15 protein-coding genes are annotated in these 22,520 nt (G+C 47.3%); 11 read left to right on the forward strand and 4 right to left on the reverse strand.

Annotation, left to right across the window (positions count from 1 at the left end):
• The first annotated feature begins 21 nt into the window (after positions 1-21).
• The 5 genes from ABIC22_RS23110 to ggt all read left to right on the forward strand — a co-directional run bounded on the left by ABIC22_RS23110 (position 22) and on the right by ggt (position 6,584).
• Entirely contained in the window at positions 22-1,356 is a 1,335-nt protein-coding gene (locus ABIC22_RS23110) for an FAD-binding oxidoreductase (protein WP_354484097.1), read from the forward strand.
• Positions 1,357-1,452: 96 nt separating this feature from the next.
• Entirely contained in the window at positions 1,453-3,135 is a 1,683-nt protein-coding gene (locus tag ABIC22_RS23115) for a CocE/NonD family hydrolase (protein WP_354484099.1), read from the forward strand.
• 45 nt (positions 3,136-3,180) lie between these two features.
• Entirely contained in the window at positions 3,181-3,621 is a 441-nt protein-coding gene (locus tag ABIC22_RS23120; RefSeq protein ID WP_090898515.1) for a cupin domain-containing protein, read from the forward strand.
• Positions 3,618-4,946, forward strand: coding sequence for an amidohydrolase family protein (locus ABIC22_RS23125; protein ID WP_354484101.1), 1,329 nt, complete (start codon positions 3,618-3,620; stop codon positions 4,944-4,946). Before ABIC22_RS23120 ends, ABIC22_RS23125 begins: the two co-directional genes overlap by 4 nt.
• 57 nt (positions 4,947-5,003) lie before the next feature.
• A complete protein-coding gene (gene ggt / locus ABIC22_RS23130) occupies positions 5,004-6,584 on the forward strand; it encodes a gamma-glutamyltransferase (RefSeq protein WP_354484103.1) in 1,581 nt (526 codons plus the stop codon).
• A gap of 359 nt (positions 6,585-6,943) precedes the next feature.
• Here ggt and ABIC22_RS23135 read toward each other — a convergent pair whose 3' ends face one another.
• Positions 6,944-8,152, reverse strand: a complete 1,209-nt coding sequence (locus ABIC22_RS23135; RefSeq protein WP_354484105.1) for a sugar efflux transporter — start codon at positions 8,150-8,152, stop codon at positions 6,944-6,946.
• A 329-nt stretch (positions 8,153-8,481) separates the two neighbouring features.
• On the opposite strand from ABIC22_RS23135, the gene ABIC22_RS23140 reads away from it, so the two are divergent.
• The 6 genes from ABIC22_RS23140 to ABIC22_RS23165 all read left to right on the forward strand — a co-directional run bounded on the left by ABIC22_RS23140 (position 8,482) and on the right by ABIC22_RS23165 (position 18,231).
• Positions 8,482-10,332, forward strand: coding sequence for a cache domain-containing sensor histidine kinase (locus ABIC22_RS23140; protein ID WP_354484106.1), 1,851 nt, complete (start codon positions 8,482-8,484; stop codon positions 10,330-10,332).
• Entirely contained in the window at positions 10,310-11,893 is a 1,584-nt protein-coding gene (locus tag ABIC22_RS23145; RefSeq protein WP_354484108.1) for a response regulator, read from the forward strand. Before ABIC22_RS23140 ends, ABIC22_RS23145 begins: the two co-directional genes overlap by 23 nt.
• 152 nt (positions 11,894-12,045) lie before the next feature.
• On the forward strand, positions 12,046-12,951 hold the full coding sequence (locus tag ABIC22_RS23150) for an ABC transporter permease (protein ID WP_354484110.1): 906 nt from the start codon (positions 12,046-12,048) through the stop codon (positions 12,949-12,951).
• Between the two features lie 2 nt (positions 12,952-12,953).
• Positions 12,954-13,823: a carbohydrate ABC transporter permease gene (locus tag ABIC22_RS23155; protein WP_354484112.1), complete on the forward strand. Its 870-nt coding sequence runs from the start codon at positions 12,954-12,956 to the stop codon at positions 13,821-13,823.
• A 62-nt stretch (positions 13,824-13,885) separates the two neighbouring features.
• Positions 13,886-15,457, forward strand: a complete 1,572-nt coding sequence (locus ABIC22_RS23160; RefSeq protein ID WP_354484114.1) for a type 2 periplasmic-binding domain-containing protein — start codon at positions 13,886-13,888, stop codon at positions 15,455-15,457.
• Positions 15,458-15,573: 116 nt separating this feature from the next.
• On the forward strand, positions 15,574-18,231 hold the full coding sequence (locus ABIC22_RS23165; protein WP_354484116.1) for a glycosylhydrolase-like jelly roll fold domain-containing protein: 2,658 nt from the start codon (positions 15,574-15,576) through the stop codon (positions 18,229-18,231).
• 260 nt (positions 18,232-18,491) lie between these two features.
• Here ABIC22_RS23165 and ABIC22_RS23170 read toward each other — a convergent pair whose 3' ends face one another.
• The 3 genes from ABIC22_RS23170 to ABIC22_RS23180 all read right to left on the reverse strand — a co-directional run bounded on the left by ABIC22_RS23170 (position 18,492) and on the right by ABIC22_RS23180 (position 22,038).
• Complete coding sequence (locus ABIC22_RS23170) at positions 18,492-19,628, reverse strand: alpha/beta hydrolase (RefSeq protein WP_354484118.1); 1,137 nt, start codon at positions 19,626-19,628, stop codon at positions 18,492-18,494.
• A gap of 34 nt (positions 19,629-19,662) precedes the next feature.
• The gene (locus ABIC22_RS23175) at positions 19,663-20,322 is read right to left on the reverse strand and encodes a TetR/AcrR family transcriptional regulator (RefSeq protein ID WP_354484120.1); all 660 of its coding nucleotides are present in this window, start codon (positions 20,320-20,322) and stop codon (positions 19,663-19,665) included.
• Between the two features lie 177 nt (positions 20,323-20,499).
• Positions 20,500-22,038, reverse strand: coding sequence for a glycine betaine uptake BCCT transporter (locus tag ABIC22_RS23180; RefSeq protein WP_354484122.1), 1,539 nt, complete (start codon positions 22,036-22,038; stop codon positions 20,500-20,502).
• Positions 22,039-22,520: the final 482 nt, after the last annotated feature.

A 22,520-nucleotide genomic window follows, 5' to 3' on the forward strand; every position in this document is an offset into this window, starting at 1 on the left:
AACATACGGGAGGGGAACCGAATGAATGAACATTGGATAGCCGTATTGAAAGAACGCATGGATCCGGAATTGCTGCAGTGGGAGGAGGCGGCGCTTGCCAAATATTCGATGGATTATCATCACTTCTCTCCTGTGCTGGCCAGTCAGCTGCAGGGTAAGGTCGCCGAGTGTATTGCCAGTCCACGAACCGAGGAGGAGCTTGACGATCTGCTCTCCATTGCTGCAGAGCTGGGAGTTCCGCTGACGATCAGGGGGAACGGCACCGGCAACTATGGACAATGCGTTCCGGTCACAGGCGGAATCGTCCTGAATCTGGCCAAATACAACAAGGTGCTCGAAATGGGAGAAGGCACGATGCGGATCCAGGCCGGGGCTAGACTCGGCAAAATGGAATCCACTGCCCGCAAGGCGGGTTATGAGCTGCGTACGATGCCTTCCACCTTTCAATCCGCGACGATCGGCGGTTTTTTATGCGGCGGTTTTGGCGGCATCGGTTCGATCAGCTGGGGGACGATCTGGGATGGGCTGGTACGTTCTCTAAAAATCAAGACCGTTGAGGTTCATCCCCGTACCATGGAGCTTCAGGGAGACGAAGTGCTGCCTTACCTGCATACTTACGGTACAATCGGCATTTTGTCCGAAGTGGAAATCAATCTGGCTCCCCGAGTGGAATGGATGCAATGGGCAGTAACCTTTGACAGTTTTGAACAGGCTTTTCGCTTCGGGCAGTCGGTTGCTGAGGACACTTCCTTGGTGAAACGGCTAATTTCCATCCATGAATGGCCGGTACCATCCTATTTTCTTCCGCTTGATCTCCCCGCTGATCATGCTGTCGCATTACTGGAAGTGGATACAGCCAACGAATTCCAGCTTGAACGTATCCTTTCGGAATATGGGGGTCACTTGGCTATGAAGGTCTCTGCCGAACAGTATCACAAAGGTGTAGGGGTCTCCGATTTCACATGGAATCATACAACATTGTGGGCGCGCAAGGCAGACCCTGGCTTGACCTACCTGCAGCTAAATTTTGAACCATCCAGTGCCCTTGAGCAAATCTCATCAATGAAAAAGGAATATCCGGAAGTGATGAATCATATCGAGTTTGCCCGGCAAAACGGAAATTTGCTAATCTCCGGCCTGCCGCTGGTCCCTTTCACAACGGAGGAAAACCTGAATCAGCTGATGGAATGTTACGAGAAAAACCGGGTTAGAGTCAATAATCCGCATACATGGGATTTGAAGGAAGGCGGGCGATCATACGCCCATGATCGTTTATGGGAAATCAAACACCGCAACGACCCGAAGGGAATTTTGAATCAGGAGAAATTAAAGCGTTCGGCAGTTAGCGGTATCTGATCAACGGGTGACGGAAGAATGGCGCAACCTTCAGCAGTTAACGTGCCATGCGGATTTTTATAGTCAATCCGTATCTACAGCAAAGGAGCGAGTTGCATGAAATTTGGAAATGTAGTCATCCGCCGAAAGGTCCCTTGCACGATGCGCGACGGCATAACGTTGTATTCAGATATATACCTGCCGGACGAGACGGGAGAATATCCTGTGCTGCTGATGCGCCAGCCCTACGGACGGTCGATTGCTTCTACCGTTACGCATGCCCACCCCGTCTGGTATGCAGGTAAGGGATATATTGTGGTAGTCCAGGACGTCAGGGGGCGGGGAGAGTCGGAAGGCGAATTTAATCCGTTTGTGCAGGAATCAGAGGACGGATTTGATACCATCGAATGGGCAGCCGGTCTGTCCGGCTCGACCGGGAAAGTAGGCATGTACGGTTTCTCTTATCAAGGCCTAACACAATGGGCAGCGGCTTCCCTTCACCCCCCTGCACTCAAGGCGATTGCACCGAGCATGTGTCCGGCAGACATGTATCATGGCTTATTTTACCCGCATGGCTCCTTTGCACTTGGCAATCATTTGCCGTGGGCTTTCCAGCTGGCTCGTGACACGGCACAAAGAGCGGGTGACTTCGAAACGGCAGAGCAATGCTCCCGATTGATGCGCAGCCCCGAGGAGATGCTCTGGAAAATGCCATTGAATGAAAGACATCCGATTCTGGAGCAATACTTTCCCGCATTTTATGATTGGATCGATCATCAAACGTACGATGAGTACTGGGAACAGATGAACTGGATCGACGAGATTGCCCGGGAGCCGGTGCCGGCGTTGCATATTGGGGGCTGGTATGACGGTTTCCTCATGGGCACGTTGCAGTCGTTCGAGGCTCTGCAAGCTACGGCCACGCCGGATTGCTTCCATCGGCTCATTGTCGGCCCGTGGGCTCACATTCCATGGGGACGCAGAGCGGGCGGAATCGATCATGGCGAGCAGGCAGATGGTGGTCATCATCTGGAGCAGCTGCGCTGGTTTGATTATTGGCTGAAGGGCAAGGAAGACATGGAATTACCTGGTGAACTGCCGATCCGAAATTTTGACCAATTGAGTCATGAATGGCATACGGCGGAACAGCTGCCTTCTGTATTTGAGGATGGACACTCTCCGTCCGAATGGTTTTATCTGTCCGGGTCACAGACCCCGGCGAACGGTGCGGCAGGAGGCGGGAGACTGGAAAAGCATAAGGAAGATGTGGAGGAAGCTGTGCCGGATGTATTCGTATACGACTCGCGTCTGCCGATGCGTCTTGACTCTTACCTGCCGTCCGACCGAGCTGCCATTCAGGAACGGCAAGAGATTCTGGTATATACGGGAGGACCGCTTGCAGAGGATATTCCGATTTTTGGGTCCCCGGAGTTATCCGTTCAGTACCAAACATTGGGCGGTCCGACGGATCTGGTGGCCATCCTCACGACCGTATCCGAGAAAGGGACGGCCCGGCTACTGAGTGTGGGTCGCACGGAAATCTGCAGTGAAGGAGCAGATGCCTCCAATGAATGGAGAACAGCGCGGATCCGGCTGCGTCCCTTGGCGGCCACCCTGCCGGCTGGCTCGTATGTCCGGCTTGAGTTGACAGGCAGCGCCTTCCCGTTATTCGCCCGGCATCCAAACGGTGTTACGGACGAGATGAACAGCACGGGAACGAGTGGGTTGAAGATTGCCACAACGGCTGTTCGCAGTACAGAACAGGATATATCCTGTTTGAGGCTGCCGTTAAAAAGATGAAAAGCAAGCATTAATTAAAATCAATCAAAGTGAGGTTGAATGTATATGGTAAACATTCCAGGTCTGGTTGCTGGTAACTTTGAGAATTGTCCCGTCCACAAAATTTCCGCACAGGATACGAATAAGTTCATTCTGCTGTGCGACAGGGAGCAGGTTCCTTTCACTTCATTTGTGGAGATCTTCGAGGTTGGAGGCAGAACTCCATCCAATGAACACCGGGAGGCTTATGAATATTTTTATGTGTTAAAAGGGGAGGGGCTTGCCAAAGTTGGCAACGAGTATGAGACTCCGATCCGCCAAGGCTCATTCATTATCATTCCACCGGGCAACCATCACGATATTATTAACACGGGCAGCACGCGTCTGTATTGTCTGACGACCATGGTACCGGACGAGATGTTCTCGGATATGATCAAAGCGGGTCCGGCCACCGAGCTTGACGAGGAGGATCTGGCCGTGCTTCAGGCGCTGGCTACCGCACAATGAGTGCAGGGCTGCGTTTCATTAATGTATGCCTTCCGCACCGAGAAGACCTCTGTCTTTATGAACTAAAGGCGGAGGTTGGAAAATGGGTTAGTATCCGTCGGCAAGATCGTTTCCTTGATGCACGGGAAAGCGGTGCTTCCCGTCTGATGGTCCCGCACCAGGCTGGATCGGATCTGAAACGGCTCGCAGACGCGGATTGCATCGATCTGCAGGGCGGGATGATGCTTCCTGGCCTGGTTGACTCTCATATGCATTTGGATAAGGCCTTCTCGCTTGAGCAGGTGTCGAACCGATCCGGCACGCTTCATGAAGCCATTCTTAATTACAGCCAGGCTGTACAGACATTCAGCAAGGAGCAGTTAGCGGAACGCATGCTGACTGCCGCTAGAATGGCTCTGAGCTACGGGACCACGACCATAAGGAGCCACCTTGACTTCCCTGTTCATTTGGGGAGAGAGGTGGCCTTTCGGACTATTGAGGCAGCCTTGGAAGTACGGGAGAAGTTGAAGGACAGTATGGCTATCCAATATGCGCTCATGGTTCCGTTCCGCGGCAATCAAGAAGCTGCGGATGAGGCAATCGAGGAAGCACTGCGGATGGGAATTGATGTACTAGGTGGAGCCCCTCATCTGGCAGATGACTCTGAAAGAGAGATTGGCAGGGTTTTTCGGTTAGCGGATCGTTTCGGCGTGCCCATTGATCTGCATGCAGATGAAAGTGATAATCCCGGAAAAAAAACCGTGCTGAGCATCGCAGAGCATACGATTCGCTACGGTTATCAGGGCAGAGTGACGGCAGATCATCTGTGCTCGTTGTCTGCAATGACGGAAAAAGATGCACAGCATGTGATGGCGAAGATGAAGGAAGCCGGTCTGAACGCGGTAACGCTGCCTGCGGTGAACCTCTATCTTCAGGGACGGGAAGATCGCGGCCTGGTAAGACGGGGCACAACACGCATTCGCGAGCTGCTTGCAGAAGGCATTCCGCTTGCTGCGGCCTCCGACAATATTCAAGACCCGTTCCATCCGTTCGGCCGCGGGGATCTGATACAGATCGCCCAAATCACATCATATGCGGCCCATATGGGCAGTGAACGGGATTTAGTACAGCTGCTGCGGATGATCACGGATATACCTGCTGAAATCACGGACTGCGACGAGTATGGAATAGAAGAAGGGAATGCCTGCAACTTTGTTGTCACGGATGCTTCGGATGTCACGCAGCTGCTATCAGGTACAAAAATGAGTCGCTGGGTGTATGCCTCCGGCAGATGGCAGTCTGCTTTGCATACAGCTCAGACATTCGCGTCTGAATTGGTAACATGATTAGCAACAAACAGGAATTACCGTCAGTTGAACATAGAATAGAAAGAAGGTGGCAAGATGGTTCCACAAGTCACAGGCACACAAACGATGGTAGTCAGTCCTCATTCTTTGGCCAGCGCGGCAGGAGCGCGTATTTTGCAGCAAGGAGGTAACGCCTTTGATGCCGCCGTGGCGGTGAGCGCCTGTCTTGCCGTCGTATATCCACATATGACGGGACTGGGAGGCGATTCCTTCTGGTTAACCTATAGCACCGAAGAGAGAAAAGTCAGGGCATATAACGCGAGTGGGCGTTCGGGCAGCGGGATTACCGCAGCCTGCTTTGCGGGCGAATCAGCCATCCCGCAGCGGGGACCCCGAAGCGTCATAACCGTGCCGGGTATGGTGGACGGCTGGGATGCCATATTACAGGAATATGGCTCGAAGACGCTGGCAGAAGTGCTTGAGCCCGCAATCCGTTATGCGCTGGAAGGCTTCCCGCTGTCGCCGGACCAGCATGTCAATACGGCCGAGCGTTCAGATGTGCTGGCAGCTTATCCACAGACAGCCGCCATCTATCTGCCCGGAGGCAAGGTCCCGGAGCAAGGTAGCCGCTTTGTGCAGTCTGCTTTGGGAAGCAGCCTGCTGCAGGTTGCGGACCAGGGCCGAGACGTATTTTATTCAGGCAGTGTTGGTCAGGAGATTGTTCGCTCACTCAAGCAGCAGGGAGGTCTGCTGACACTGGAGGACTTTGCGAGACACAGAGGTGAATGGGTGGAACCGGTCAAAGGGAGCTACCGAGGGCTTGATCTTTATCAGCTGCCTCCGAATTCACAGGGCTTTACCGGTATAATGGCGCTGCAAATTCTAGAACAGTTTGATTTGGAGAGTATAGAGCATGGTTCTTATGAGTACTATCACCTGCTTGTGGAAGCGCTGAAGCTGAGCTTCCGTGACCGTGATCGTTATTTGACAGACCCACAATTTTCCTCCATTCCTCTGGACCAGCTGCTATCCAAATCCTATGCCGCGAAGCTGGCGGCCTGCATCGATATGGAGCGAGCCCTGCCGATGGATACCCAGCCGGTAGGTCATGATACGGCATATGCGGCTGTAGTAGACAGTGAGGGCAATGCCGTTTCATTTATCCAAAGTCTCTATTTTGAGTTCGGCTCTGCTGTGGTTGGGGGAGACACCGGTATTTTGCTGCAGAACCGAGGCTCGTTCTTCTCCCTTGATCCGTCGCATGTGAACAGGCTGGAACCGGACAAAAGAACCTTTCATACGCTGATGCCGGCAATGGCTTGCCGCGATGGGAAGCCGTATATCTTGTACGGTACCCAGGGAGGAGAAGGTCAACCACAGACACAGACCGCGCTGCTGACCCGCATGGTGGATTATGGTATGACCCCCCAGACCGCTGTGCGTGAACCCCGGTGGGTGTGGGGAAGAACATGGGGAGAGGCAACGCAAGAATTGAGAGTTGAGGGCCGAATCGCGGCAGAAGTGCAGCAGCGTTTACGACTCGCCGGACACAAGGTACACACAGTTGAAGATTTTGCTAGAGTCATGGGACATGCGCATGCCATTATGATCGATGACAATGGCTTCCTGCTCGGGGGCACAGACCCCCGCTGCGATGGTGCGGCTATTGGATGGTAAAAACAGAACAGGGTGCAGCACGCTCTAATTAGGTGAGTGGCTCTAACTTTAAGAGAATTAATACCTTTTGTTGTATAAAATCAAGGCTTACAGCGAATCATCCCAGATCTCCATATCCCCAGGACATATTGTTGGGCAGAACTGATAAACTTTAAAACCGCCTCTAATGGCGGTCTTTCTATGTTCGGCGAATGCCAGCTGCTTACTCTATTAAACTATCGGTAAACGATTACTCAATAGCTGAACAAAAGCAGCTAATCAATGTGATCAGCTGCTTTTGTTTTAAGTTTAGAATAAGATGTCATACCCCGTACGTAGAAAAGCTCAAATATCTAAATTTTCCCGTGGATTCGGTGTAGTTAGGTTGAAATTTGCGGTTCATCTGCAGGCTGTCGTCCACTTATCGCAAGCATAATTACAGCAATAATGATTAGTATAAAGCAGAAGATAAATGAGTATCGGTAACCGACAATGCTGGCTACTCCACCACCAACAAGACTGCCAAGCAGTCTGCCGATTGTGGATGAATTGGAATAGAGCGTGGAAGCATATCCTGGCATTCTGGGCAGCAGGTCCTGTATATAGCTAATTCCAATTGCAGAAATGACGGCGACAAAAACAGCGAGCAAAATTTGTGCTGCAAGCATTTGCCACATCGCGTTTGAAATAAGTATAACGAAATAATAAGCTCCTCCGAATATAGCCCCGCAAAACACCAAGATTCGGTTACTATATTTTGCACTAAGTAGACCGAGTACAATCATAAAAGGAATTTCCAGCGCAGCACATATACTGCTGACTAAACCGACATCGCTTGTCGTTCCCCCAAGATTGTTTGTAATAAAGAGAGCCGTGTTTATGCTGCTCATCCAATGAGCGGTATACATGAGTATCAGAATTAGAAAAGGAAGTAAAATATCCCGGTTTTGAGCCAGCCGGAAACTTTTTATTTTCACTTCAGCTTGATTGCTCTTCATTTCCGTGTTTGATTTGAGAAATAGGAAAACAAGCAGAGCAACAAGTAGGAAAGCTCCGATTGTACCCAAAAAAATCCCCTTAAATCCAATAGCAGCGAGTAATAAAGTGCCGATTAAGGGACCTGTAATAAAGCCGAGGGAGAAAGCAGAACGCAAAGTAGAATTAGCAAACGCACGCTCCGTAAAATGACTCTTTATCACTGCTTCTCTGGAAATAGCGAACAACTGAGGCATCCCTGGTGCACCTAGTGCAGTAAACACAGTCATGTAAATGAACAAGATCGGAAAATCTTGAATGAACAAGTATCCACTAAAGGCCAGGGCATTAGCGAGAGTAGAGAAAAGATAAACGCCCTTTCGATTTAAGCCGAGGTCAGAACGTCTCCCGATTAGCGTGCTGATCCATATTCCTGCAATTAGTGTAACAGCTAGATAAAGACCAAACATGCCAATAGATACGCCAAGCTTTTCCGTGAAATAAATTGATAAAAAGGGGGTGCTGAGCGAAATGCCCATTCCCTGTAATGCCATACACATAAAGAGTAAAGCATACGAAGGAATGGAAAATAGGCTAACGAATCGATTAATCATAGTGTGAGATTACTCCTAAGAATTTTTTGTTGTGTAATCACCATACATGACCTTGCTTTATCTCGTCTAATTGTATTTTACTGGAAAATGATTTATTTCCACTTGGGGTCTGCCCACTTCGCTATCAACAGGTTGTTTTTAAGGAATTACATAGTCATTTTTAAGACAGTACATGTTGAGCATGATGCAAGGACCCCTCCTGCTGTAAACTATGCTTGAAGGCAACAAAAATCCCTTTACAAGATAGGGGTCGGAGCGTTAAAGTTAACGCAATTATGGCGGACAGTAGATTTTAAAAGATAAGATGAGCACCAAAGGAAGGGATGCCCATGATAAAAAAGTTGAGATTTCAAAACAAATTGATGTTGAGTTACCTTCTGGCCTGCATCATTCCGCTATTAATTGTAAGCGTATTCATTTTTCATCAGTCAGCTAAAGGGCTGGAAGAATCTTCACAGGAATTTGCCTCCTTGTATACATCCCAGATCAAGTCCTCATTGAATGAATTTATCAAGGAATATGACAAGATTACGAAGTCAGTATTAGTCGAAAACGAATTGATCTACAGGCTCGGAGAAGGGTCAAGCATACCCATGAACGAGGAGGTTAATCAGCGGGTGGCCGTACAACAGCTTCTCATGAGGGTGTCATTGCTCAAATCCGAAATTGGCACCGTAATGCTGATCGCCCGCGATAACAGTGTGTACCAATACACGACTACAACCAGCAGAGTTGATGAGAGCAGACTGTTATCCCAGGATTGGTACAATCAGCTCCGCAATTCGGATCAGACTTTTTTTATTAGCGGTCTGCACGATCGTTCCTATTACGAGGATAAGGGCGCAGGAGCCGTCGTGACCGTGGGAAGAGTACTGTTTAATTCGAAAGGAGCATACGCCGGCATGCTTCTAATCGATCTCGATCCCTTTACACTGCTTCAGCTTGAGCATGAGTTTCTGCAGGCTCGTGATAAATATGGCATTAGCGTGATTATAAGCAATGATCGTAGAGAGATAGTTTATCATTCCGAAGCCGCCAGTGGCCGGATCACATGGGAGCAGGTCCTCCATTCAGGGTTCGATCTTACGGAAGATCGTGCCAATGAAGATCGGATTATTTTATCGGAACACACGGCCCAAGGGGAATTATTCATCAAAACCGAGATTCCACGCTCCAAATTGCTGCAGAAAATCAATCAGATGAAAGGGCTGACCATGATCGTGATCATGACAAGTTGCCTGATTATTTTTCTGATCTCGCTGTGGCTCAGTTATACAATTACAAGACCCATCAAGGCACTTCGAAGAAGCATGAAGCAGGCAGAGGTAGGTCAATATCTTCCCATAGAGAAAGAACAGACCAGTGATGAAATTGGAAGTCTGGTATACAGCTACAACAAAATGATTATCACAATCAAAACGTTAATAGAAGAGGTATACGTGGCAGAAATCAAGCAGCGGCAGGCCAAGTTCCTCGCCCTTCAAAATCAGATTAACCCCCATATGCTGTACAATACCTTGGAATCGATTAGGATGAAGGCATTGGTAAAAGATGATGAGGATACGGCAGGAATGATTAAAATTCTGGCTCGAATGTTCCGGTTAACGCTTGGGAAAGAAGGAAGGCATCATTCGATTAAGCATGAACTGGAGTACACAGGCAACTATCTGCAGCTTCAGAACATCCGATTCGATGATATGTTCACATTGTCCGTCAACATGCCGGATGACATGCTGAAGTGCAGCATCATTCCGCTGGTATTTCAGCCTATTGTGGAAAACAGCATCAATCATGGTTTTGCAGGCTACGCCCAAGCATTATGTATCAGAATCGATGGGAGCTGGACGGAACACGGAGAGATTCTGATTCGAATTTCGGACAATGGAACCGGAATGTCACCGGAGAAATGGACGGAACTGAATTCGCTGCTGGAACAGGCGGCTTCAAACCGATACAGCCTTGAAAACCAAGATGACCTTGGAGAGAACGGTCTGGGACTGACCAATATTGCAGAACGAATTAAGCTCCATTATGGAGATTCATATTACATTAAGGTGCTGTCTGGTATCGAGAATGGCACGACCATCGAAATTCGAATTCCCGGGTTAGGCAAGCCTGAGCACATAAGTTTCGATGCGAAAAAGGAAGGTGAGAGAAATGAAACTGATTTTGGTAGATGACGAAAAAGGGATATTGGAAGGACTCAAAAAGTTGATAGATCGCTATATTCCGGAATGTGAAGTGGTCGGAACAGCTTACAATGGGCGTGAAGGCTTCGAGCTGATTCAAAAATGGCAGCCTGACATCGTTATTACCGATATTCGAATGCCGCAGGCGGGTGGACTGGAAATGATCCAAATGCTAAAAGAGGTCGACATTCAGAGCAAATTCATTTTGCTAAGTGGATATGCGGATTTTGAATATGCCCGGAAAGGCATGCAGCTGGGTGTGAATTTTTACATCAATAAGCCGGTTGAGGAACAGGAATTGCGTGACTGTCTTTGTCAGGTCATGGATACAATTCGCATAGAGAAAAGCAAAGTCCAGGAAATGGATGCATTAAAACTGGCATCACATCACCGTATGCAGGAAGATGGCTTGCGAGATATTCTGGATATGGGTAACGACCATACCGAAATTGCAGAGGAGCTCCTAAGGATCGGATGCATGCCTGAGGTGGGAGCACAATTTGCGTGTATCTTGATTGAAATCCGCAGTAAGACAGACGGTCTGAAAGAGCTCGGTTTTGATCCTGTATTTAGGCAGATTGATCTGGTCTTCAGACAGTACGATAGGGTGTATCGTTTCCGCTATACAGGTGCACTAATTGCAGTGATCGTGATGCACGATGCAGCTTTGGAGAGCAGAAATATGGTTAACACGGCACAGCGCCTTCATGAGGTTCTGTTCAGACAACTGAACGTCTCCAGCGTGATTGGTGTCGGCAGCGTTCAGAATCGGCCTGGTGGTATTAGCCAATCCTTTGAAGAGGCGCGAAATGCACTCAGCTATCAAGTGATTAAGGGCACAGAACCCATCATTTCGTTTACCCAGATCATGAATCTGACAGGGAAAAGCGAGCTGGTTACAGAGGAGCTGATCGCGGACCTGGAGGCTGCCATCGACAACCTGGATGAAAGGGAAAGCGTGGAAATGATTCATCGGATCTTTAGAAGAATAGAAGCTGACCCAGGTTTTAGTCCGGCAGATCTCCAGCTGCAATGCCTGAACATCCTTTTGCTTAGCATTCGAAAAGTATCTTTTCAGCAGCTTCAGCAGAACAAGTTGTTAAGTCGTCAGTTGTTATCTTTGGAGGGTATTTCACGGTTTAAGACGCTAGCGTCTCTGGAGCAGTGGATGGTGGAAGTCATTAGTAGAATCATTGAATTTTTGCTGGAACAACGTACTCCTAAGAAAAAGGATATGATCTCAGAGATCAAGGAATATGTCACAGACCATTATGATGAACCTATCAGTCTGGCCGAATTAGCTGCCCGCTTTTATATGAACCCGTATTACCTAAGCCAATTTTTTAAACAAAAGACAGGTGAAACATATTTGAATTTTTTGACCCACATACGGATTAGCAAAGCGAAGGAACTGCTTGAACAGACAGATTTGAAGGTGTACGAAATCTGCCATAAGGTAGGCTATTCGGATGCGCAGCATTTTGCACGTATGTTCGAAAAATGGACCGGATTCAAGCCAAGGGATTATCGGAAAAGTCTTGCAAAACAATAATAATCAAGGATGCCACTTCATAACGAAGTGGCATTCTTTTTCTTAAAAATCACTTGTTTTAACTTAAAAATGCCTAATTGAGTGAGGATTATTCTGGCTGTATAGTTACCTTGTAAGCGGATTCATTAGAGAAAACTGGGGGGGGGGATAAGTTGAAGGCATTTGCGTTTCATCGAATGAAAGTGTATTGGCCACTATACGTGATGGCTATTCCGGGTATCGTTTTTCTCATCGTGTTTAAATTTGTCCCGCTGGGCGGTGCAATCATTGCTTTCAAGGATTACTCGGTATTTCAAGGGTTCGGGGACAGTCCGTGGGTAGGACTCAAACATTTTAAGACCTTAATCGAACATCCCGATTTTGCGAGGGTATTTGGAAATACGCTAATGCTCGGATTTTTGAAACTTGTGTTGGTTTTTCCGGTGCCTGTATTACTGGCTCTGATGATTAACGAGATTCGCAAATCGGTGTTAAAAAAAGGAATTCAAACGGCACTATATATCCCTCATTTTTTATCATGGGTTATCGTTGGCGGAATCTTGTTCGATTTCTTTTCTTTAAGCGGATTGTTCAATATCGTTATCGGGTGGTTTGGTCTGGATCCTGTGCTAGCCATGCAGGAGAGTGACTATTTCAGACCCATCTATGCCATCTCGTCCATCTGGAGAGACACGGGGTGGGGAACTGTAGTGTATATGGCAGCAATTAGCGCGATAGACCCGCAACTCTACGAATCAGCAATGATTGATGGTGCATCAAAACTAAGGCAGATCCGCCATATCACGTTCCCGCTGCTCTTACCAACCGTGCTTGTGCTTTTCCTGCTCGAAATCGGTAACTTCCTGGATCTCGGATTTGATCAGGTATTTAATATGCTCACCCCAATGACGTACAGTGTGGGAGATATTTTGGATACCTACGTGTTCCGGACCGGTATTCAGCAAGGGCAGTATAGTTTCGCGACAGCGGTCGGGTTATTTCAGTCGGTAATTGGCTTTATCCTAGTATTTGTATTTAATAAACTGTCCAAAAAAGTGTCGGATGGGGGGCTTTGGTAAAAATGGTTGAAGCGAGAGGAGAGCGAGCATTTGTTACCGGGGTTACCATTTTTCTCATCCTGTTTTCCATTGCGGCCATTATTCCGCTATTGTCTGTAATTTCCACCTCATTTAGTTCCAAAAGCGTGGTGGACATGAACCTGGTGACACTGTGGCCAAAGGAATTTACGCTAGATTCATGGAAATACATCATTGATCGTCCGGATCTGTGGAAGTCCTTCTTTCTGACAGTAGGTACGACCGTGATTGGAACGGTACTGGCTCTACTGATGACGGCCTTGTTCGCGTATCCACTGTCGAAGTCAGAGTTCCGATGGGGCTCCGTGATCATGGTATGCGTTGTGATTGCAATGATCTTCAAAGCACCGATCGTTCCTTATTTCTTGACGGTCCGCAGTATTGGACTCTATGATAATCCGCTGGTCCTGATCTTGCCCCATATTCTGAATCCATTTAATTTGATTATCATGAGAACCTTCTTCAAACAATTTCCCAAAGAGCTGGAGGAAGCAGCCTTTCTTGAAGGCTGTGGCTATTTCCGAATGCTGTTCCATTTCGTTCTTCCCTTATCCAAAGCTGTAATGGCAACCCTTGCCTTATTTTATGGTGTGGTGTTATGGAATCAGTTTCAGCATCCGTTATTTTTTCTGCAGGATACCAACTGGTTTCCGCTGCAGATCAAGATCAGGCAGTTTATCACCGACGATAGCGTTATGATGGCAGGTGCTGCTTCAACGGTGGACCTGAATTACAATGAGCGGACATTGAGAGCAGCAACCGTCATTTTTGCGATCATTCCGATCATCATTGTGTATCCCTTCCTGCAAAAGTATTTTGTCAAAGGAGCCATGCTTGGCTCTGTGAAGGGCTGATCTCGTTTTATCAATAAACAGAAGAATCTAGAAGAATAACAGGGATTGAAAGGGGATTAGCTATGGTTTTGAAAAAGATGGGTTTAATGATGGCTGCAGGCGTTCTGGCGATAAGTACAATCACGGGCTGTAACTCAAGCTCTACGGGTGATTCTTCCGCTGCTGGCCAGACTTCGGCCAATGAGGATGGAACAGTCGATATCGAAGTATGGGGAACGAACATTGGTTATAAACCAATTACTAAGGGCAGCCAGTTGTATGAGTTTTACAAGGAAAAGCTTGGTGTGGGTGTAATTCATCCGTATGTGGAATGGAACGGAGGCACCAACTATCTGAACCAACTGAACCTGAAAATTGCTGCCAATGAAATGCCTGACTTGTTCATCCCTCAGCAGGGCATTGAAGACAGCTTGGCTAAAAATGGTGCCATTGCCGACCTGACCGACCTGCTGCCTAAATATGCGCCAAATGTATGGGAAGCCATCCCGCAGGAGATGTGGGATGTAGTCAAGGCGAACGATCCTACAGGACAGGGAAGAATCTACTACATTCCTGGGGTTGTGGAATACGGAAGATACGCGGGCATGATCCGCCAGGATTGGCTCGATCAACTGGGTCTGACGATGCCCAAGACGCAGGATGAATATGTTAAGGTGCTCGAAGCATTTCGGGATAAGGATCCTAACGGCAACGGCCAGAAGGATGAGCTTCCTACCGGTGGCAGGGAGCAGGCCCGGTGGATGGACCATCTGTTTGCCATGTATGGGGTAGCAATGTTTGAAGGCTATCCGGAGTGGGATATATACGACGGCGAGCTGACTTATTCCGCAGTGACTCCGAATATGAGAGCAGCTCTGGAATTCGCGGCTAAGCTGTATAAGGAAGGCTTAATCGACAAGGAGTCACTTCTGAACACGAAGGATAAGTGGGATGGCAAAATCCAGTCCGACAAAGTAGGAAACTATTTTCACTGGGTTGAGCATGGCAATTTGATTTTGGAGAATCTGGAGAAAAACACAGGCGTGAAGGCTAACTTTACCGTGCTCCCTGTACCGGAAGTCGAAGGATATGAAGGTTTTTACACAATGAAGAGATTTGCACCTCCACAGTGGGTCATCAAGAACAACAAGGATGAGAACAAGCTGATGGCCACCTTGAAGCTCCTGAACAATATGTATGACAAAAAGAACTGGAAGGAACTGTTCCTGGGCGTGGAAGGTATGCACTATGAGATGAAAGACGGCAAAGCCGTTAAACTTCCTGATGACAAGAGCAGTCAGGAAAATCAACTTTTGAATCCGTATTCGACTTTGGCGACACTTGATTTTACGATGGACCTCTTTAACAGTACATCATCAGAAGATAGTAAATGGGCGATCGACCAGGTGACCCGTAATATGCAAGAAGCCCAGAAATACGCGAAAGTCATTGCCGGTGACGGTATGCCAGCCAGCGTGTACGACAGCTTCCCGGACATTAATAATCGGACGCTATACGTGGAATACGCCACGAAAATCATTCTGGGACAGTACCCAATCAGCAAGTTTGATGAGTTTGTAGATAAATGGAATACATCGGGCGGGGAAGAGGTGACCAAGCGCGCAAGAGAGTGGTACGCCAAGGTACAGAAATAATGGAGTAACGAAGATATTCGCCCGCATTCTGTTGAAGGCGGGCGAATTTTAATATGGATCTGACGTGCAGAGTACGAATCTACGGATTGAAATAGAAGCCGGACCAGGAGGGAATCATGACAAATCGGTTAATGGAAGTACTCAAGGGTGAGGAACATAATTATATCCTCCCATTTTTATGGCAGCATGGGGAGGAGGAGCAGGTGATCCGGGAAGAGATGGCCCGTGTGGATGAGGCAGGTATCGGTGCTGTGTGTGTTGAAGCTCGTCCGCATCCTGATTTTCTGGGACCGAAATGGTGGACGGACATGGACATTATTATGGATGAAGCCCGTAAGCGCGGGATGAAGGTATGGCTGCTGGATGACGATCATTTTCCTACAGGGCATGCGGCAGGCAAAATACAGGAAGCTCCTGAGGAGCTTCACCGCTTGTTTCTGGGTGAGCGTTATATTGATACCCTAGGTCCTGCAAAAGGTGCCTCTTTTTTGCTGGATACATTGCTGATGACTGGGCTTCGGCCTACCATATCGGATCGTCATCATGCAAAAGGGAAAAACAAACTGGTTTCCGCTGTTGCAGTCCGCCGGGATCCGTCCAATGGAACATTACTGAGCGACTGCGTCGATATCACTGAACATGTACAGGACGGTATTCTGTATTGGGACATCCCTGAAGGATACTGGCGCATATTTATAATTTCTGCCAATAAGGAGGGTGGCAGCAAGGCGCAAGAAGATTATCTCAACCCGCTGGACAGGGCTTCGGTTGGGATTCTGATCAATACGGTTTATGAGAAGGTCTATGAACGATATCAGGCGGATTTCGGTAAGACCTTTGCTGGCTTCTTTTCGGACGAACCTGGATTCTATAATGACCCGATTACATTCGACTTCAATTCAAGACCCGGCAAACCAGGGGTGTCGCTTCCCTGGAGCCTTGAAATGCCAGCTTTGCTGGAGCAGGCCCTCGGTGAGGACTATCGTAAGAATCTTTATCTTCTCTGGCAGAATGGGGGAGAGCGATCTGATACTGTGCGGTACACGTATATGAATATCGTTAGCAAGCTCTACGCAGACAACTTCTGCAATCAAATCGGGGATTGGTGCCGAGCTCGCGGAGTTGAGTATATCGGACATGTCCTCGAAGACAACAATGTTCATGCTAGGCTTGGTCCCGGTGCGGGTCACTTCTTCCGCTCGCTCTGGGGACAGGACATGTCGGGCCTTGATGTGGTATTATGGCAGATCGTGCCTGGCTTTGACCAATTGAGCTTCCACACCACGTCAGGGGAGACGGACAGTCTGTTCTTCCACTATGGCCTGGCGAAGCTGGCCGTATCGCTCGGACACATGGATCCGAAAAAACAAGGCCGGACGATGTGCGAATTGTATGGAGCCTATGGCTGGACGGAAGGCTTGAAGCTGATGAAGTGGCTTACCGACCATATGCTGGTGCGCGGAGTTAACTACTTCGTCCCGCATGCTTTTACACAGAAACCCTTTCTGGATCCCGATTGCCCACCGCATATGTATGCAGGCGGTAAAAATCCGCAGTATCGATACTACAAACATCTAAATCAATATATGAACCGAATTAGCCACCTGATTTCAGGTGGAAGGCACGTGGCAACTGCAGGTGTTATGTATCACGCTGAAGCCGAGTGGTCAGGGGAAGCCATGTATTTTCAGGAGCCCGTCAAAGAATTGATGCAGCATCAGATAGACTGCGATATTCTTCCGATCGATGTTCTTCTGGACGGAGCGAGTGTGATGGATGGCAGACTGCATGTGCATCTAGAAGATTATGCATGCCTGATCCTGCCATATGCGCATGCGCTTCCTGCGGCGCTGCTGCAGCGTTTGGTTCAGTTTGCGAAACAGGGTCTGGCCATTTATTTTGTTGACGGACTGCCCGCGCGTTCCAGCGAAGGCATTGAAGTTGCTGGTGAGCTATCATGTCTTGCGAATCATAGGAATGTTAAGAAGGTAGTGCTGAACAAGTTGTCTCAGGATCTGATGAGCAGTGGGTATTTCGACATTCAAGTGCATTCGCATGAATCTTATCTGCGGCATTACCACTATGTTCATCCTGAGTTGGATGTGTTTATGTTCTTCAATGAGAGTCCGCAAGACACGATACGTACAGATGTTGTTTTACCTGTACAAGGGAAAATCTATGCCTATGATGCTTTCCGGAATCGCTTGAGCCATTTGACTGCGTCAGACACTCATCCGAAGTCGGTGCCGCTGACGCTGTATCCTTATGAATCCATCATTCTGCTTCATGGAGATAACTTGGATAGTCATGCGATAGATCCAGTGGAAATGGAGTTCAACCAGACGATTGATCTACAAGCCAGTTGGACGGTGTCAACGGCGGACGCTGAACAGTATCCTCATTTTGTGGAGTGGGGCCAATTAAGTACGTTAACCAATATGAGCTCGCCCGATTACATGCCGCATTTTTCCGGAACGTTTCGTTATGAAACACAATTTGAATGGAACGAATCCGTTAACCAAGCGATTTTAGATCTGGGCGAGGTGTTCGAAACGGCAGAAGTATGGTTAAACGGTGAGCATATAGGCGTGCGAATCTGTCCGCCATATCGATTCGAAATCCAAGGGGAGTTAGAGAAAGGGGGGAATAAACTAATTATTGAGGTTACAAATACGTTGGTAAAAGATCAGCGAGATTTCTTGTCCTCTTTTGCCCAACAGGAACCAAGTGGACTTATTGGACCCATTCAGTTGAATAGGCCTGATGTTTCCTAGAGACGTCGGAACGTCTGTTGTAATCTAAAACCACACCAATACCAAGATCCACAGACAACAGATGTTTAATATTTCGGCTGAAGGCAATCAGGTAGCGAAGGACATTAAAAGGGATGACACCAAGCTAAGATAGGAATAAACCTCAAATAGAAAACAATGCCCGAAATAGGAGAGAGCCGATAACCGCATAATTGGGTTGTTGGCTCTGTGTCTGTACGGCTAGTTCTTAGACATGCATTTATAGCAGCCTCTCGGGTATGTCACTTGCTGCTGGTCTTCTTGACCAAGTCCACGCCAACGTATGCCAGACTTTCCACACTTGCTGCCTTCTGTAGTATGTAATGATCAAAAAAGTTCTTCGTATAGTCTGTTACAAGACTTCGCATTTCCATAGCATCCCGTTCGCCTCTGAGTTCCTCATTAACATTGGTAAACACGATGTCACAGTAATCTAAATGAGCAGCACCATCAACAGAGAAATAATAGGTTTCCATGCTATTGTTTGTGCCAATTATCGCATTCATATTATAGTTAGGTTCACTAAATAGTAGCAAGAAGGGTTTCTTAAGGTCGCTGCCCTGAAGTCCGAACGCACCGCTATCCAAGCCAATCCCGCAGGCGAACCGTTCGTCGTCCCGGCAAACAATCGCCGCCGTAGGCCCTCCATAAGAATGTCCGACTATGCCCATGCCGATGTTAAGCCATAATCTGCTCTTAAAGATGGAATTCAGTTCTCCAGAGTCCAGTTTGAAAAGATAATCGGCTACATACCTTATATCTTCTGTCTGTAATTCGCTATGCTCTGTTAACTTGGCAAGTATCGGCAGTGTAAGCACGTTTTGGCACATCTCAATGGCAGTTTCTTCGTCAGGCCGCATCTCCATCTTACCAGCCAGCTTTAACATTTCCGGATCTTCAGAAAACGCCATAATAACATCCGAAAAATCCTTTGATACATTAAACAGGCGTCCATCTTTACACTTATACATGGTGCTATTCTGGTGGCCGACGCTTACCACTACATATCCCATGCTTGCCAAGTCTGTACAGATGACGGTACCCCATTCTGGAGAACCTCCCCCGCCGCAAACATAGAATAATACCGGATAGCGCTTTTCCTTCCCGGAGAGAGCAAGGTCGTCGTAACACTGGGTCTTGATATCGATAGAGTAAGCATCCTTCAACGCAGTGAGAAGTGGCTGCTCATTCAACATCTCGTATACTTCAGGAAACATGTACGTTGATGTCGTCTTCCCTTCGTTACTGTCGGACGGATAGTACACAAACGCCGTCAGTTCTCTTTTTGAGTGGTCTGATGCCGTGTACTCAAAATCCATCTGGGTTCGACCGACCGTATAGCCGCCAATGGGTTCTGGAAATGCGTCATACGTTTTCATTTTCATATCCCCCCTATATTCATTTGAATCGAATCTACTCCTTGGCTTTCTTGAGATCGCTAACCATTTCAGAATATTTATGATCTTCGAGCAGCCCGTGACCCATAAAGTCAGCAAAGTACTTGCTAATCTTAAGTTGCAGCTTAGAGTCCTTGATATCGAATTCTCGAAAAAACATGACAAGATTAAACTGCATGGACTCAAACATAAAAGAAATCAGGTCGTCATCAATATCAGGTCGGAGAGATCCATCAACCCTCATTCGGCGTAAAATGTTCTTGATTATGGGGAATGACTCCCCCTTTAGCACATCCAGATAGATTTTAAGTAAAATGTCCTCAGGAATGTATAGTACTGTTTCAGTAAGTTTGATTTCCAACTCATTCAATGGCTCGGTCATCATGCCATTAACATTACCAAATAAGCCAGTAAGGAAAAACCGGTAAAGGGAATCTTCATTCGTGTTATTAAAATACGAAGCTCTTTTCTTGGTCACATTACGTATTAAGTGACAATAAAGGTCATCTTTGTCTTCAAAATACCGATAAAATGTTCCAGGGTGCATGGACAAACAATCCAAAACCATCTTCATCGATATATCCTCATAAAGATTATTAACAAAAAGATGCATAGCGTTATTAGATATTTCCTCGCGCCTTGCTTCATCTAAACGAAAGAAAGTTTTTTTTGGCATAGATTACTCCTTAATATGAAGTGTGAACTCATTCACACCATATCGATAATTGATTCACATGTCAAGTAGTACTGAAATACTAAATATCAATAATGTAGGCAGGCAAATCAAAAGGCACCCGCCTATAGGCAGGTGCCTTCTCTATAGAGATCAAGTATAGATTATCTGTGGGGAAGTTCATTTTGCGAGTTCTTGTTCCTCCAGTAATCGTTTCAGTTTTTGGCGCTGCCGTTTTTCCTTCTGACGGCGTTCTCTGTCCTCAGCCTGCAGAGCTTTAAGTAGGGAGACACACATGCCGATAAGGACAACAGCGAACGGCAGTGCCGCCACAATGGAGGCTGTCTGGAGGCCGTTCAATCCCCCGCTGATCAGCAGTACTACCGCGATGGCGGACTGCAAGATTCCCCAGGTTAATTTTACTCTTGTACTCGGGTCCAACTTGCCATCTGACGTCAGCATGCCCAGCACAAAGGTAGCCGAATCCGCCGACGTAATAAAGAAGATCATGATCAGAAGAGTAGCAACGAATGCTGTAATCGTGCCTAGAGGCAGCTGCTCCAGCATAAGGAATAAAGCGGTTGTTGTATCTTCTTTGACGGCTTCCGCCAGATGAGCGCCATTGAACAATTCCAACTGAAGTCCTGTTCCCCCAAAGACGGAGAACCAGATAAATCCGAAAAGGCTTGGAATAACCATGACGTAAATTACAAATTCCTTAATGGTTCTTCCTTTGGATACCCTTGCGATAAACGTGCCAACAAAAGGAGCCCACGAGATCCACCATGCCCAGTAAAATAACGTCCAGGTTCCAATCCAGGTTTCTCTAGAAAACGGCGTCAGTCTCAAACTCATGTTAATAATATTCTGCAGGTAACTTCCCAAGGTGGTCGTGAATGTGTCAAATATAAAAGAAGTCGGCCCAGTCACCAAAACAAACAACATTAATAGCACAGCTATAACGAGGTTGGTGTTGCTCAAAATCTTTATCCCTTTATCCAGACCGGAGGTTGCCGAGATTAAAAACAATACAGTTACAATGGCGATGATGACAACCTGGGACAGCGTTGAGTTGGGAATACCGAATAGGTAATTCAGCCCCCCACCGATCTGAAGTGCACCCAATCCAAGCGAGGTCGCAACTCCGAAGATGGTGGAAATGACGGCAAGAATATCAATGACCTTGCCAAGCCAGCCTGCAGCAAGACGTTCACCGATCAAAGGAATAAAGGTGGAACTGATCAGCCCCTTGTGGCCTTTCCGAAACTGGAAATAAGCAAGCGCTAAGCCGATAACGGTGTAGATGGCCCAAGGATGCAGACCCCAGTGGAAAAAGGAATAACGCATTGAAAGTCTTGCGGCTTGCGTAGTTTCGGGTACCGCTCCCTCCGGTGCAGATAAATAGTGGGACAGCGGTTCTGCAACTCCCCAGAAAACCAGACCTATTCCCATACCAGCGCTAAACAGCATGGACAGCCAGGAAACCGTAGAATATTCAGGTTCATCATCGTCATCCCCCAGCCTGATACCGCCAAATCGACTGAATGCCAGATAGAAAGCGAAGATCAGGAAGAACAGTGTTGCTAGCAAATAAAACCAGCCAAAATTCTGAATAGAGAAGTTGTAGGCTACGTCAGCCGCATCAGCCAGCTGATCAGGAGCGACAGCTCCCCATATTGCAAATAGTGCAACGATGATAATTGTGATTGTAAATACCATGAAGAGAACCCCCGTTATGTAAGCTTCATCCAACTTTTCCTTAGTATGTACTAGTCCAGCGTGTAATATTTCGGAAAGCCAGCTGTTGATAAAATAAAACAAACCGCCTTGTATTGAAACACCCGTCGGTTTGTTTTGATCTCTCCAGAATAGTAAATTATCTATAATCGCCTGTTAAACTGAGATGGTGGATTGAGAATTTCGGATTTTAGTTATATAGAAATAACTTGAAAAATCTAAGAGGGAATCATCACTTTTAGGAGCAGCATTTGAAAGTATAGTGTATTTTTAATGATAAGAGATTCTGAAGAAAGAAATGAAAGGGTGAGAAGGATGAGAAGACTCGAGTCTGGTATATCAATAGACAACGAATTATTTTCTGATATTGTCAGGTATGAGCACATAACGATAAGCGGAACGACTATAAAAAACTCGAATGTTGGTTCACCTATATTTTGGAACTGTAATCTGAATCAACTTGA

The organism is Paenibacillus sp. PvP094 (assembly GCF_040546835.1).
Classification (GTDB): Bacteria; Bacillota; Bacilli; order Paenibacillales; family Paenibacillaceae; genus Paenibacillus; species Paenibacillus illinoisensis.